At 45.8% G+C, this 14799-nt stretch carries 12 protein-coding genes; 9 read left to right on the forward strand and 3 right to left on the reverse strand.

The annotated features are described in order from the left end of the window. The first annotated feature begins 106 nt into the window (after positions 1 to 106). Together FTV08_RS11180 and FTV08_RS11185 are read left to right on the forward strand one after the other, a co-directional pair. On the forward strand, positions 107 to 1429 hold the full coding sequence (locus FTV08_RS11180) for a hypothetical protein (protein WP_180087348.1): 1323 nt from the start codon (positions 107 to 109) through the stop codon (positions 1427 to 1429). Continuing rightward, the gene (locus FTV08_RS11185; RefSeq protein WP_180050512.1) at positions 1410 to 1697 is read left to right on the forward strand and encodes a chorismate mutase; all 288 of its coding nucleotides are present in this window, start codon (positions 1410 to 1412) and stop codon (positions 1695 to 1697) included. The genes FTV08_RS11180 and FTV08_RS11185 overlap by 20 nt, the downstream gene beginning before the upstream one ends. 121 nt (positions 1698 to 1818) lie before the next feature. On the opposite strand, the gene FTV08_RS11190 is transcribed toward FTV08_RS11185, so the two are convergent. The 3 genes from FTV08_RS11190 to FTV08_RS11200 all read right to left on the reverse strand — a co-directional run bounded on the left by FTV08_RS11190 (position 1819) and on the right by FTV08_RS11200 (position 6868). Further along, positions 1819 to 3114, reverse strand: a complete 1296-nt coding sequence (locus FTV08_RS11190) for a solute carrier family 23 protein (protein ID WP_180087349.1) — start codon at positions 3112 to 3114, stop codon at positions 1819 to 1821. A 296-nt stretch (positions 3115 to 3410) separates the two neighbouring features. Beyond that, positions 3411 to 6095: a phosphoenolpyruvate carboxylase gene (gene ppc, locus FTV08_RS11195; RefSeq protein WP_180087350.1), complete on the reverse strand. Its 2685-nt coding sequence runs from the start codon at positions 6093 to 6095 to the stop codon at positions 3411 to 3413. 149 nt (positions 6096 to 6244) lie between these two features. Further along, entirely contained in the window at positions 6245 to 6868 is a 624-nt protein-coding gene (locus FTV08_RS11200) for a TetR/AcrR family transcriptional regulator (RefSeq protein WP_180087351.1), read from the reverse strand. Between the two features lie 148 nt (positions 6869 to 7016). On the opposite strand from FTV08_RS11200, the gene FTV08_RS11205 reads away from it, so the two are divergent. From FTV08_RS11205 to FTV08_RS11235, 7 genes are all read left to right on the forward strand, one after another. Next, complete coding sequence (locus FTV08_RS11205; RefSeq protein WP_180087352.1) at positions 7017 to 8120, forward strand: efflux RND transporter periplasmic adaptor subunit; 1104 nt, start codon at positions 7017 to 7019, stop codon at positions 8118 to 8120. Between the two features lie 2 nt (positions 8121 to 8122). Then, the gene (locus FTV08_RS11210) at positions 8123 to 11260 is read left to right on the forward strand and encodes an efflux RND transporter permease subunit (RefSeq protein WP_180087353.1); all 3138 of its coding nucleotides are present in this window, start codon (positions 8123 to 8125) and stop codon (positions 11258 to 11260) included. A 131-nt stretch (positions 11261 to 11391) separates the two neighbouring features. Continuing rightward, positions 11392 to 11769: a hypothetical protein gene (locus tag FTV08_RS11215; RefSeq protein ID WP_005094781.1), complete on the forward strand. Its 378-nt coding sequence runs from the start codon at positions 11392 to 11394 to the stop codon at positions 11767 to 11769. A 104-nt stretch (positions 11770 to 11873) separates the two neighbouring features. Continuing rightward, positions 11874 to 12992 carry a molecular chaperone DnaJ gene (gene dnaJ / locus FTV08_RS11220; RefSeq protein WP_005104999.1) on the forward strand — a complete coding sequence of 373 codons (1119 nt, stop codon included), beginning with the start codon at positions 11874 to 11876 and terminating at the stop codon, positions 12990 to 12992. 607 nt (positions 12993 to 13599) lie between these two features. Continuing rightward, complete coding sequence (locus FTV08_RS11225) at positions 13600 to 13815, forward strand: cold-shock protein (RefSeq protein WP_004280856.1); 216 nt, start codon at positions 13600 to 13602, stop codon at positions 13813 to 13815. Between the two features lie 111 nt (positions 13816 to 13926). Further along, positions 13927 to 14154 (forward strand): hypothetical protein, encoded by a 228-nt coding sequence (locus FTV08_RS11230; protein ID WP_004647679.1) that lies wholly within the window; start codon positions 13927 to 13929, stop codon positions 14152 to 14154. Positions 14155 to 14223: 69 nt separating this feature from the next. Continuing rightward, complete coding sequence (locus FTV08_RS11235) at positions 14224 to 14421, forward strand: hypothetical protein (protein WP_004280859.1); 198 nt, start codon at positions 14224 to 14226, stop codon at positions 14419 to 14421. Positions 14422 to 14799: the final 378 nt, after the last annotated feature.

Here is a 14799-nt window from a genome sequence, read left to right on the forward strand (position 1 = left end):
TTTACAGCATGCAGGGCTTTGGCTTCTGCGATCTTAAAAATAGATTATTCTGCGCAGCTTCTCATGTGTTGAGCTGCGCACCGTCATTCTTGTTGAGGCCGATCTCATGTCCCTGTTACGCCGTTGGTTTGATCCAATCCGATCGAGTTGGTTTTACCAAAAACCAACCCGTCAAACGGTGTTATCTATTCAAGATGGGCTGAGTATCCATTTAAGACTGGATGATGTGTACAGTTATCTGGCGGTACAGCAGTTGCCCCAGCTCGAAGAAATTTTAAGTCCAGAACTCAAGCCGCTGAAAGTGATTATTTCCAGTGAGCATGCCGAAGCGCCAAATCAGATGTCTTTTGATGAATGGCAGCACTACACGATTAATGATGCCAAAATCTTGTCGAAACAGCACCGTTTCAGTTTTCATGATACGCCAGAATTACCGAGCGCTGAGGCCTTAAAACAGGCCGAACTGATTTTGCGGCATACACCGCTGCGTGGACAGGATTTCCTGTATTTGCTGGAAGATGTATTCCATATGCTCTGGCAAAAACAGACCGGAAAATTGCGCACCTTATATTCCATGGCCAGCCGCCATCATCAGCCACAGGATTTTCCTGAACGTATTTTTGATCAGACCCCGATTCTGGCCAGCTATTTTAATTTAGGCGGACGCCAGTATCAGGCGGTCGATGATCTGTTACGTCTGACCCGACGTCTGGAGCAGCAAAAACTGCTGACCGGTAATCCGATTTTTATGATCGATCACATTGAATGGCGTGAGCATCTGATCAGTGATGCCGAAGAGCTGAACGAGATCCAGTCGATGGATCCGGAACTGGACTTGTATATCGCGCTGGAAGACCCGATTTCCTGGCTGCTGCTGGCTTATATCAAGGAAGAACTGGCGGATTATTACAATATCCAGCTGAATGTCTATCCCTTGTCCTATCGCGGCCGGGATGAGTTTGACTGGAGTCTGGCCACACGTTTATCCAAACGGACTGAAGTAGAATTTACCCCGTTCTGCCGACCGACCGAGCAGGCGATTGCGCCAATGGCACAATTATTTTATAGCTGTCCCGAGGAGCAGCGGATTGAGGCGATGTACCAGATCTTGCAGGCCGTCTGGACCCGTGGTGAAGACCTGTCTTATGCACCTCATTTCAAACGTTTGCAGCAACAGTTAAATATTGTAGATCTGACCCAGGACGATATTCTGGCCAAGCTACAGGACAATGATATGCTCTGTGAAATGAAGTCTCAGCCGAATTTCCCGGTACTGGAACTGCGCATAGATGATCAAAGTTATACATTTAATAGCTTATATCGGGTCTGGATGATTGAAAGTATTTTCAGTAATGTGTTAGAAGAAAAGTATAAGAGTAATAATCAAACTGAAAGTGAACTGAAAAAACATGGAAAAGATCAAAGCTGAATCACTAGAACATGCACGTCAACAGATCGATGCCATTGATACAGCTTTAGTTGAGCTGATCGCTGCGCGTCAATTTTATGTTGATCAAACCACCCGTTTCAAAAAAACCGAAACCGATTTGCAGTCACCGGAACGTATGGAACAGATTGTAGAAAATGTCAGAGCTCTGGCGCAAAAGCAGGGTATCGATCAGGAGTTTATTGAACATCTATACCGTGAAATGTTCCAATACTTTATTCAACGTGAACTGAAAGAGTTTCGTCCTTAAACAGACTTGTGCTTTAACAGAAGCCTTGCGGGGCTTCTTTTCATTTCTTTAATCACAAAGTTGAAAAATACAAAGATAAAAAAAGCAGCCATTTGGCTGCTCAATACTTTTATTCCGAGTTTTATTTTTTATCGGCCAGGCTAAAGAACCAGTTCAGGATCAGTGCAGCAAACGTTGCTGTACCAATACCACCCAGATTGAAGCTACCAAAAGTCAGGGCAAAATCACCCGTACCTAAAATAATGGTCACCGCAGCCACCATCAGGTTCTTGTTTTGCGAAAAATCGACCTTGTTTTCAATCCAGATTTTGGCACCGGCAATGGTAATCAAACCAAAGACTACAATCGAAGCACCGGTCAGAATCGCCGTTGGAATCGTATGAATAATCGCACCAAACTTAGGCGATAAACCCAGGAACACCGCAAAGACACCCGCGACGGCAAAGATAATGGTCGAGTAGACCCGTGTCACGGCCATCACACCAATGTTTTCACCATAAGTGGTCATACCCGGCGCACCTACACCACCGGCTAAAGTCGTGGCAACACCATCTGCCACAAAGGCTTTACCAATATGCGGATCCAGGTTTTCACCGGTCATTGCACCTACGGCTTTAATATGGCCCAGATTCTCAGCCACCAGAATCAAGGCAATTGGCGCAATGATCAGCATAGCATTTAATTCAAAGGTCGGTGCGTGAAAAGTCGGTAAGCCGAACCAGGCTGCTTGCTGAATGGGAAGGAAATTGATCGCAGTGCCATAACCCATGACATTACTGAGTACAAAATAGATCAGATAAGCCAATAACAGGCCAACCAATAACAGCAGGCGCTGTAATAAGCCACGGGTGAATACGGCAATTGAACCCATGCACAGCACAGTGACCAGGGACATCCACATATTGAAGGTATTGCCCATCACGCTTTTCACTGTGACTGGAGCAAGGTTCAGGCCAATGATCATCACCACGGCACCGGTTACCACGGGTGGCATCAGCTTTTCAATCCAGCGGGTGCCCGTTGCCATGACCAGAAAGCCCATCAGCGCATAGAAGATGCCACACGCGATAATGCCGCCTGCTGCAACGCCAATATTTGGATTCAGCCCGCCACCACCCGCATAACCGGTTGCCGCGATCACCACACCAATAAAGGCAAAGCTTGAACCTAGATAACTTGGAACCCGGCCACCGGTGATTAAAAAGAACAGAATAGTACAGATCCCTGACATTAAAATCGCCAGGTTAGGATCAAAGCCCATTAAAAAAGGTGCCAGTACAGTCGCGCCAAACATGGCAAAAACATGTTGTACACCCAAAATGACCGTTTGTGCGGGTGGCAAATACTCTGCGGTACCTACTGGTCGTGCATCGATACTGCCTTCATAAGGGCGCCATTTGGGAAACCAACTGGACATAAAATGAGCACTCAAAAGATAAATTGTGCACATCATACTCTTGTTCTTTAGAAGATTTAATCACTTAAACAAAATTTTTGTTCAAATTAATTCTATGACTTTATTTAAGATTTTACCGGGCGGTAAAAGAATACTGGGTTAAAATTAAAGTGAAATCAGTAGATTAATTTCTTATTATAAATAGGGGTATCTATAAATAAATCTGATTGACTATATAAAATAAAATATTTCCTGGCTATTGACTGGTCAATAAAAAAGCACATCACCAGGATGTGCTTTCAAATGGGCATTTTTGCTTAGCCAGTATTACGCAGACCGGCTGCAATACCGGCAATACTGACCATCAGCGCATGATCCACCGGGGTGTTTTCGGCCTGTTGCTGTTCAAGATATAAACGGCGACGTTTCATCAGTTCAGCTTGCAGCAAGTGCAATGGTAGCAGATACGGTTTACGCACCTTCATGGACTGATCCAGTACGCCATTGCTGCTGAGCAGTTTCGATTCACCTTTCAGGGTTAACAAGGTTTGTACGGCATCCTGCAAACGCTGGCGTAACGCTGTCCCCAAAATTTTCAGATCTTCATCCTGGGTCAGATGCGATTCATAATACAGCGCTACATGCGCGTCGGCTTTGGACAGGACCATTTCCAGCATATCAATTAGGGTCTGGAAATATGGCCACTCGGCCAGCATCTCATCGAGTACATTACGCTGTCCTTGATCCACGACTTCATTCAGGGCGGCACCGGTACCGAGCCAGGCAGGCAACATCAGGCGAATCTGGGTCCAGGCAAATACCCAGGGAATGGCCCGCAAGGATTCAATGCCGCCGCTGACTTTACGTTTGGCGGGGCGTGAACCCAGAGGCAGCATCTGCAGTTCAAGTTCAGGGGTAACGGTACGCAGGTATTTTACAAAATGCGGATTTTCACGCACGGTCTGGCGATAGACCTGAACAGACAGTTCGGTCATTTGATGCATCAGGTCGCGCCATTCCTGTTTTGGTTCTGGTGGCGGGAGCAGGGTCGCTTCCAGGGTTGCAGCGGTATAAATTTCTAGATTTTGCAGCGCGATTTCTTCCAGTCCGAATTTAAAGCGGATCATTTCGCCCTGTTCAGTCACCCGGATTGCACCGGAAATAGAGCCCGGTGGCTGAGAGAACAAGGCTTGCTGGGTTGGCGCACCACCACGGCTGATTGAACCGCCACGACCATGAAACAGGGTCAATTGCACGCCATGTTGCTGGGCAACTGCGGTCAGTTCTTCCTGGGCACGATATTGGGCCCAGTTGGCCGACATAAAACCAGCATCCTTGGCAGAATCAGAATAGCCAATCATCACCTCATGCTTGCCCTGAATATGCTGTTTGTACCAGTGCATATTGAACAAGGTCGACATGGTTGCGGCTGCACCATCCAGATCTTTTAAGGTTTCAAACAGGGGAACCACCCGTAACGCCTGCTCGATGCCGGCTTCTTTTTGTAAAAGCAGTACCGCCAAGACATCACTTGGATATTCTGCCATGGAAATAATATAGGCACCCAGAGACTCGCTCGGCTGTTCGGCCAGTGTGCGCATAGTGGCAAAGACTTCCTGGACATCCGGATGTTCAATCAGGCTGCCGGCCGGTTCATTCAGATGTTTCGGCAGCAACGGACGCTTGCTTTGTAATTCCTGCAGTAAAAAGTTTTGACGGGCCTGTTCGGTCCAGGTTTCAAAATTCCCCAGTCCTAAATATTCAGTAATAGCTGAAATTGCCTGACGGTGACGGCCGGATTCCTGACGGATATCCAGTTTCAGCAGTTCGATCCCAAAGCTGTTGACCCGGTAAATAAAGTCCAGCAGGCTGCCATTGGCAATTTCGGCCAGATTGCAGTCCATCAGCGAGCGGTAGCAGGTCAGGAGCGGCTGTAAAAGTTCGTCTTTACTTTTAATCACCAGACTGTCATCGGCATCATTGCCTTTTAATTTTTCTGCCAGCCAGTGTCGCGTCGCTTTCAGGCGGGTACGAGTGTCACGTAAATATTCACGATAGGGTTCAGGATGAGGCTGGCCCAAAGCTTCGGAAATTTCCGGACTGCATTGCTGAATGGAGAGTTCCCAGCGCAGGTTTTCAATATCGCGTACATAGAGATCGGCTGCTTTCCAGCGCGACAGCCACAGTACTTCCTGAGTGACGGTGTGGGTGACATTGGGGTTGCCATCGCGGTCACCACCCATCCATGAGGCAAAACGTACTGGTGCGACATCTAAGGGCAGGTTCTGGCCACATTGCGCTTGCACCATGCCATTTAGTTCGCGGATAAATTTCGGTATTGCATTCCATAAGGTCTGCTCAATGGTGGTAAAACCCCATTTGGCTTCATCAATCGGAGTCGGGCGATGCTGACGGATTTCATCGGTTTGCCAGGCAGAGCTGATCAGCTGTTTCAGATCGGCCAGGACAGCCTGACGTTCACGTGGAGTCAGTTTCTGCTGGTCGAATTTGGACAGGGCATTATTGATGCCATCATATTTTTGAATCAGGGTACGGCGGCTGACTTCTGTGGGGTGCGCGGTCAGGACCAGTTCAATTTTCAGTTCACAGATTTGCTGATACAGCGTATCGGCAGAAATTTCCTGCTGTTTAAATTTTTCAAATAAAGGCACCAGAGGATTGGGCGATTCTGCAGTGTCGTCAAACTCGCTCTGACGGCGACGACGTACCACATGATATTGTTCGGCAATATTGGCAAAGTTTAAAAAGTGGGTAAAAGCACGGGTCAGTGGCAGGATTTCTGCATCTTCCAGACTCAAAAACAGTTGTTCCAGTTGTTTTTCTGCTTCGACCTGTCCATCGCGAGCGCCTTTGGACAGGGCACGGATCTGCTCGATCTGATTAAACAAATCCTGCCCGGCATGTAATTTTAAGGTTTCCCCAAGCAAATTACCCAGTAAGCGTACGTCTTCGCGTAGTGGTGCATCAATCTGTTGAATCATTTTTTATTCCCTCACATGCATGCTTTGACTATACCGCGACTGCATGACAATCCAAGTCCCCTAGAGACAAAAGTTGCAGAGCATTGGCTACTTTTTTAGCAACTTTTAGGCCACATACGGTGATCGGTGATCAGTCCGAAAGAAAGGAGTTAATCCGGCAGGGCATATTTCAGCATAAACAGTTCAATGGCCTCGCTAATAATCTGTTGCTGTTCTGCGCTTGAAAGGGGAGGGCTGAGACCCAGCAGGATTTTCTGATGACGGGTTCCGGTCAGCAGGGACACGATCAGCTCGGTCTGTTTTTCTGGAAGATCAACCTGAATAAAGCGATACTGCTGGGCCAGGGTAAAAAAATCATTCCAGACTGCATCCAGTTTGCTATGTGAGGCCTGATAAAACTGTTCTGCCAAAGGACTTTGCTGCGAGGCCAGTTCCATCAGTAGCAGGTCCAGCTTGATCGCTTCTGGTAAATGAATAATATTTAAAGCGCGCTGACAGGCCTGATAAAACTCCTGCGCAAAGTCACTGCTCGGCTGCAAGAGCTGAGGATGTTCATGCAGAATGGCTTCACAGGTATCTTCGATCGCACACGTAAACAGGGTCGCCTTGTCCTGAAAATGGTTATACACCGTCAGCTTGGTCACACCTGCCTCACGTGCAATCTGGTTCATGCTGGAGGCATGATAGCCATGCGCTAAAAACAGCGCTTTGGCCACACTCAGGATGCGCTGACGCTTTTCCAGATCCTTGGGTCGTCCTACAGGTATTTGCACAATTTTTCCCAAAAAAAGTCAATACGGTCATTGCTTTGATGATTCAGTTGTAATTAGTGTACCGGGTGGTATATTAATTAAAAAACAAGCAATTCAATATATCAGCATAGTTTGCCCTAAAAAAGATGATCAGATAAGAGCGAATAAGATGAGCAGGATTTACAGCGTATTGGCTGGCATGGTGGTGCTTTGCAGCGTGACCTTAACCGGGTGCAGCAAAGATACTGCTGCAGCAGAACAGGAAGTTCCCTTTGTCATGGTGGCCACACCCACCACTTCACAGCATGAATTAAAAAGTTATGCCGGTGATGTGCAGGCGCGCCAGCAAACGGCGCTGGCCTTTCGGGTCGCTGGACAGGTGACCCAGCGCTTCGCCGATGTGGGTGACCAGGTCAAAGTCGGGCAAGTCCTGGCAACTCTGGATGTCAAAGATGCCCAGCTGCAGCTGAATGCAGCACGTGCCCAGCTGGAAAGCGCGCAGTCTGCCACTAAGATTGCTCAGGATGAATTACAACGTTTCAAGCAGTTATTGCCATCCAATGCCGTGAGCCGCTCACAATATGACGCGATCGAAAACCAGTACAAGACCGCCCTGTCAAATCTGAAGCAGGCACAATCCAATTATGATACCGCTAAAAACCAGACTGCTTATAATCAGCTGATTGCCACCAGAAACGGCGTAATCACTGCACGCAATATTGAAACAGGTCAGGTGGTCGCTGCCGGGCAGGCGGCGTATGAACTGGCAATTGTCGGCGAGCGTGAAGTGGTGATTGGGGTGCCGGAACAGGCAATTGCTGAAATTAGGGTGGGGCAAGCGGCTCTGGTCACCTTATGGTCCAAACCTGAAGAAAAATTTGCCGCCATTGTCCGAGAGATTTCACCGGCAGCGGACCAGTCGCGTACCTTTCGGGTTAAAGTTTCCTTACGTGAAGGCAATGGCCAGATCCAGCTGGGGCAAAGTGCCCGGGTGTTTTTTCAGCACAGCCGCGACAATATGCTCAGTGTGCCGCTATCCAGTGTCTCGGCAACGGATCAGCAGGCTTATGTCATGGTGGTCCAGCCCGATCATACCTTACGTAAAGTCCCGGTCCAGCTCGGTGCCTATGGCCGGGACAGTGTTCCTGTACTCAGTGGGCTCAAGCCGGAAGACTATGTGGTGATTGGTGGCGTACATCTGCTGCGTAACCAGCAAAAAATCAATCCGATTGATCGTGAAAACCGTCGTGTGACCATTCAGGCAGGGAGTTAAGCATGAACTTTAACCTGTCGGAATGGGCTTTAAAAAATAAAGGTCTGGTGCTGTATTTCATGATCCTGCTGGGTCTGATCGGCATCGTCTCTTATTCCAAACTGTCACAAAGTGAAGATCCACCTTTTACCTTTAAAGTCATGGTAATCCAGACCTATTGGCCGGGTGCCAGTGCCAAAGAAATCTCCCTGCAGGTCACTGACCGGATTGAAAAGGAACTGATGACCACGGGACAGTATGAGCGCATCATGGCCTATTCGCGTCCGGGTGAATCCATGGTGACTTTTGTTGCCAAGGATTCCCTGGCTTCGAAAGATGTCGCTGATGTCTGGTATAACGTGCGCAAGAAGGTGGGCGATATCCGGCATGAATTGCCACAAGGGGTACAAGGTCCGTTCTTTAATGATGAATTTGGCGATACCTTTGGCAATATTTATGTGCTCAAGGGTAAAGATTTTGACTATGCGACCCTCAAGGAATACGCCGATCGCTTACAGCTGCAACTGCAACGGGTCAAAGATGTTGCCAAAGTTGAGCTGATTGGCCTGCAAGACCAGAAAATCTGGATTGAGATTTCCAATACCAAGGCCATCCAGCTGGGCGTTCCAGTCATAGCGATTCAGCAAGCCCTGCAGCAGCAAAATGCCACCACCCAGTCCGGTTTTTTTGAAACCGGTTCAGACCGGATTCAGGTGCGGGTCAGTGGTGCATTAAACAGTGTTGAAGAATTAAGACAGATGCCGCTGCTGGTCAATGGCAAAACCATTCAGCTGGGAGATGTCGCAGAAGTCTATCGAGGCTTTAGTGATCCGGCACAACCGCGGATGCGCTTTATGGGCGAAAACGGCATTGGTATTGCTGTATCGATGCGCAAGGGCGGGGACATCATTGCCTTGGGTAAAAATCTGGAACAGGAATTCGCCCGCCTGCAAAAAACCCTGCCACTCGGCATGGAGCTGCAAAAAGTCTCCGACCAGCCGGTGGCAGTCAAACGCAGTATTAACGAATTTATGAAAGTGCTGGCAGAAGCGGTGATTATCGTATTGCTGGTCAGTTTTTTCTCGCTCGGTTTCCGGACCGGTCTGGTGGTGGCTTTCTCGATTCCGCTGGTGCTGGCCATGACTTTCGCCGGTATGCAGCTGTTTGATGTCGGACTGCATAAAATTTCTTTGGGGGCGCTGATTCTGGCCCTCGGTCTGCTAGTCGATGATGCCATTATCGCGATTGAAATGATGGCGATTAAAATGGAGCAGGGTTATAGCCGTTTACAGGCGGCCGGGCATGCCTGGCGCACCACGGCTTTTCCTATGCTGACCGGGACCCTGATTACCGCTGCCGGTTTTCTGCCGATCGCCACTGCAGCTTCGAGTACCGGGGAATATACCCGTTCGATTTTCCAGGTAGTGACCATTGCATTGCTGGTATCTTGGCTGGCCGCGGTACTGTTTGTGCCATATTTAGGCGATAAACTTCTACCGGATTTCAACAAAGATTTAATTCAAAAAGCGCCGTGGTACCAGCGTCTCTGGGCACGTCTGCGCAAACAGCCAGAACCTCAGCCGATTGTGCATCACGCCGGTAAACATTATGACCCCTATCAAACCCGGTTTTATCGGGGTTTTCGCCGTTGGGTCGATGCCTGTGTGACCTATCGTAAAACTGTCATTGCTGCCACGGTCGGAATTTTTATTCTGTCTATTTTAATGTTTAAGCTGGTGCCGCAGCAGTTTTTCCCGCCCTCGAACCGGGCTGAAATTCTGGTGGATCTCAAACTTGAAGAAGGTGCATCACTGAAGGCCACTGAAGCTGCAGTAAAAAAAGTCGAAGCCTTTTTATCAAAACAAGAGGGCATTGATAACTATGTGGCTTATGTTGGGATGGGATCGCCGCGTTTCTATTTACCGCTCGATCAGCAGCTGCCGCAAACCAGCTTTGCCCAGTTTGTGGTATTGGCTTCCTCGCTGGAAGACCGCAATGAAATCCGCAAATCCTTAAGTGACCAGATTCGAGAGTTATTGCCGGAAGTGCGTACCAGGGTGTCCTTGCTGGAAAATGGCCCACCTGTGGGCTATCCACTACAATTCCGGGTGTCGGGTGAAGACTTAGGATTAGTCCGTGAATGGGCGCAGAAAGTTGCAGCCACCGTGGGAGACAATCCGAATACCACCAATGTGCATCTGGATTGGGGCGAGCCGAGCAAAGTCATCAAATTGCAGATTGATCAGGATCGTGCCCGTCAGTTGGGGGTGAGCAGCAGTGAACTGGCCAATGTACTCAACAGCTCGATTTTGGGGGCCGGCATTGATCAGTATCGTGAAAAACGTGAACTGATCGAGATCCGTTTGCGTGGTGCTCAGGCTGAACGCGTTGATGTCGCTTCTTTAAGCAGTCTGGCGATACCGACGTCACGTGGTCCCTCGGTACCTTTGGCGCAGCTGGCTAAAATAGAATACAGCTTTGAGGAAGGTCTGATCTGGCATCGTAACCGCTTGCCGACCATTACTGTGCGTGCCGATATTCGTAGCAAGTTGCAGCCCGCTACTGTGGTCAATGAACTCAAAGAGCCACTGGAAAAAATCCGGGCAGAGCTGCCGAATGGCTATCTGCTGCAAGTGGGGGGTACAGTTGAAGAATCGGCTCGTGGACAGAACTCGGTGAATGCCGGCATGCCTTTATTCCTCGCAGTCGTCATGACCCTGCTGATGATTCAGCTCAAGAGCATCTCACGGGCCTTTATTGTGTTCCTGACCGCACCTTTAGGCATTATCGGAGTGGTGTTATTCCTGTTAATTTTCAATAAACCTTTCGGTTTTGTTGCGATGCTCGGAACGATTGCATTATCGGGAATGATCATGCGCAATTCGCTGATTCTGATTGACCAGATCGAGCAGGATATTCAGGCCGGAGAGTCGCAGTGGGATGCCATCATCAATGCCACGGTACGCCGTTGTCGTCCGATCGTATTGACCGCACTGGCTGCGGTGTTGGCCATGATTCCCTTGTCCCGCAGTATTTTTTTCGGGCCGATGGCGGTGGCGATTATGGGTGGTTTGATTGTGGCGACATTATTGACCCTGTTTTTCCTGCCTGCACTATATGCACAGTGGTTTAAAGTGAAAAAAAGTTTAAATTCTGTTTAAATTTGTCATAATTTCAGGTGCGAAATTTGGAAATTTTCAATATAGTAGCACCTGAGATTTTTATAATTTAAAAAAATAAGTAATTGCTGCATTGGCCGAGCTGCCAATACGGTAACGAGGTTGAACCGAACATGACTCAAGATACATTAACCAAGATGCGACGTTCCGTAGCGATGGCTTATGTCTTCATGTTTTTGGCCTTATTTACCCTGTTTAGTGGACTATTGGCTTACTGGTTCGCACGTAAAGTCACTCAAGTTGATTATGCTGAAGTCTGGTTACAGGCACAGGCGCTGTGGATCATGCGTAATATCGTGATTTATACCATTTTGGCGATCTTTGCTGCACTGTGGTTTATTCCCCTGTTTTTCTTTGCCTGGGACAGCCAGTTATGGGTAAAAGCCTGTGTGGTGACCGGAGTGATTTTCAGCTTTATTGCCTTTATTTTCTTGATCAATGCCTGGTTTAAAGGTATCTATAAATTCTCTCAAAACAAAGCTGTGTTCTAAAGCGCATAATTTTTTTCATATTTCCCCTTGTAAAACTCGGTTTCACCCCAATTTCAGACCTCAGTTGAATATTAAACAAAATTCCGTGAGGAGCATCGCCAGACATGGCTAAACGTGATTATTATGAGGTTTTGGGCGTCGCTAAAACCGCTAGTGATGATGAAATCAAAAAAGCCTACCGTAAGTTGGCGATGAAATATCATCCAGACCGTAACCCGGACAATGCTGAAGCTGAAGAGAAATTCAAAGAAGCAGCAGAAGCCTATGAAGTGCTCTCTGATGGTGAAAAGCGCAGCATGTACGACCGTATGGGCCATCAGGCCTTTGAAGGTGGTATGGGCGGCGGTGGCGGCTTCGGCGGTGGTTTCAGCGCAGAAGACATTTTCAGCCAGTTCGGTGATATTTTCGGTGGTGCTTTTGGTGGCGGCGGTGGTCGTGGCCAGCAACGTGCACGCCGTGGTTCCGACTTACGCTATGTCATGGAACTGACCCTGGAAGAAGCGGTCAAAGGCGTCAAGAAAACCATTACCTTTACTGCACCGGCACCGTGTGATGCCTGTGATGGTAAAGGTTCAAAAAATCCAAACGATGTGGAAACCTGCCGTACCTGTCATGGTGCGGGTCAAGTGCGTATGCAGCAAGGTTTCTTCTCGGTACAGCAAACCTGTAGTACCTGTCGCGGTCAGGGCAAGATCATCAAGAACCCATGTAATAAATGTCATGGTTCAGGGGTGTCAGATCGTCAGCAAACCTTGGAAGTCACTATTCCTGCGGGTGTGGATAATGGCGACCGCGTTCGCTTGACCGGTAAGGGTGAAGCAATCCGTGATGGTCAGTCAGGTGACTTGTACGTAGAAGTGGTGGTGCGTGAGCACGAAATCTTCCAGCGTGATGGCGCTGATCTGTATATGGATGTGCCGGTATCGATTGCTGATGCAGCCTTAGGTAAGGAAGTTCAGATTCCTACGCTGGATGGTCGTGTTAGCTTGAAAATTCCTGAAGGTACGCAAACGGGTAAATTGTTCCGCTTACGTGGTAAGGGTGTTAAACCGGTACGTACCAGCATGCAAGGTGACTTGCTGTGCCGTATTGTGGTGGAAACTCCAGTGAATTTAAGTGCACGTCAACGTGAACTGTTAAAAGAACTGCAAGAAACCATGGATGGGGAAGACAGCAAGTCCTCACCAAAGAAAAAATCATTCTTTGATCGCTTGTTTGATTAATTGAGTGAAAGTAAAAGAGGACGCTGAGGCGTCCTTTTTTATTATGTAGATAAGATACTCTAGATTAGAAGATGCTATTTATTAGTTGATAGGTATCGCTTAAAAACAGAAACCGCCTAAAAAGCGGTTTCTATTTTTATATTTCATTATCTAAATAGAAAGTATGAGTCCAAATTTGGAGGGTGATAGATATTTTGTAAGTGAGAAAAAAGCATCATTCCCGAAATTAAAAAGGCCAATATTGTTATTACAGAGCTATATAATCGCATTCATTACTTATCAAATTTACCAGTACAGCAGATTACTCTTATTTTGTTCTCATGACAATGGAAGCTTAATCTTATTGAAATCACTATAAATTTTTAAAATTTCATTTTTTAATAAATAAAATAAATATATATATAAGAAAACTTGATTAATTAAATTTTTCGTGTATAGTTAACTTAACTAGAAAAAAGTCTTGTTTCGGTAAATCTTCTTTAAGTATCGCAGTTTTAGTCATAATCCTTCGTTTTTTTCAGATTTTAAGTCTCATTCTTTATTATTTCAAAGTTATATTCAGTCAATAAATTGACTAAAAATTATTAAAAAATTAGTAGGATATATTATGTCAAACTCAAATGTTGTTAAAGGTACTGTAAAGTGGTTCAACGAAACTAAAGGTTTTGGTTTTATTCAACAAGAATCAGGTCCAGATGTTTTTGCTCATTTCAGCGAAATCGCCAGTTCAGGTTTTAAAACCTTAATGGAAGGCCAACTGGTTGAATTCAGTGTAGCTCAAGGTCAAAAAGGACCGAATGCTGTAAATATTGTTGCTATCTAAGTAAGAATAAACAGTAAAAAAAAGCACTTAATAAGTGCTTTTTTTATCGTTCAAATTTAATTTTAAGTTATTTTCCAAATTGGAAAAATCTTTAGAAAAACAGGATTCAAGTTGTTAAAAATAAATGATTTAATTGCAAAATCTAAAAATGGTACTGAAATTATTGTTTCGTTAATTCCTCTCAATAAAATGCAAAATACACGTCAGGGTTTAAAAAGAATTGAAGTGGGTAAAAGAGTTCTTCTTTCATCTGGAGTTGAGGTAGATTTAAACTTAGATGGCCGTACATTCTATACTTCTCTAAATCAATTATTTAAGCTAAATCATAAAGTTATTTAAAGATAAAATTAAGAAACATCAATTTTTAGTGGATATTTTGCCACTTTAACTATTATTAAAGGTATAGATATGCTTAAACAAAGTATCAGTGTGAAGGATCAGTTTGGGGCTCAACACGCTATTCAAGCAACAGTCGATCATCATTTTTCTAAAACACAATCTCATTCCAATATAAAACATATCACTGTAGATGGTGAAGATATTCGTCCCAGTTTTGAAATGTGCTTTCAAAGTACCTTAAGTGGAAAAATTTTCAAAATTGTATAGACTATGCAAATTTTGCTTTAGGTATTATTATTTTTAATAAGTTCCCTAAGAGCTAGATAATTCATTTGCTCAATCTAAGGACTGATTTTTGTATAAAGCAAAATTGAGTCCTTTTAATCTCAATAAGACTTAAAATCTTATCTGCTCATCAATTCAAAAGTAGATATTCATAATTAAAATTTAGTAAAAAGTCTTGCATAAGAATCCTGTTAATCTAACTGAGATTTAAATCATCAAGATTTTGAGCTCAATTAATAATGGCGAGACTAAACAGGAAAAACTGTATTGGCAAGTCGTCTGTTTAACTTCACAAATCAGTAATCTCAGTAAATCAATGCAAAATCAGAGCGATAAAATTATGAATAAGCTTATTTCAGT

Source organism: Acinetobacter sp. YH12226 (assembly GCF_013417805.1).
Taxonomy (GTDB): Bacteria; Pseudomonadota; Gammaproteobacteria; order Pseudomonadales; family Moraxellaceae; genus Acinetobacter.

Bases quoted from the DNA above. Each gene is read 5' to 3' on its own strand.
- FTV08_RS11180 (WP_180087348.1), top strand. From the start codon at position 107: ATGTCCCTGTTACGCCGTTGGTTTGATCCAATCCGATCGAGTTGGTTT.
- FTV08_RS11185 (WP_180050512.1), top strand. From the start codon at position 1,410: ATGGAAAAGATCAAAGCTGAATCACTAGAACATGCACGTCAACAGATC.
- FTV08_RS11190 (WP_180087349.1), bottom strand. From the start codon at position 3,114: ATGTCCAGTTGGTTTCCCAAATGGCGCCCTTATGAAGGCAGTATCGAT.
- ppc (WP_180087350.1), bottom strand. From the start codon at position 6,095: ATGATTCAACAGATTGATGCACCACTACGCGAAGACGTACGCTTACTG.
- FTV08_RS11205 (WP_180087352.1), top strand. From the start codon at position 7,017: ATGAGCAGGATTTACAGCGTATTGGCTGGCATGGTGGTGCTTTGCAGC.
- FTV08_RS11210 (WP_180087353.1), top strand. From the start codon at position 8,123: ATGAACTTTAACCTGTCGGAATGGGCTTTAAAAAATAAAGGTCTGGTG.
- FTV08_RS11215 (WP_005094781.1), top strand. From the start codon at position 11,392: ATGACTCAAGATACATTAACCAAGATGCGACGTTCCGTAGCGATGGCT.
- dnaJ (WP_005104999.1), top strand. From the start codon at position 11,874: ATGGCTAAACGTGATTATTATGAGGTTTTGGGCGTCGCTAAAACCGCT.
- FTV08_RS11225 (WP_004280856.1), top strand. From the start codon at position 13,600: ATGTCAAACTCAAATGTTGTTAAAGGTACTGTAAAGTGGTTCAACGAA.
- FTV08_RS11235 (WP_004280859.1), top strand. From the start codon at position 14,224: ATGCTTAAACAAAGTATCAGTGTGAAGGATCAGTTTGGGGCTCAACAC.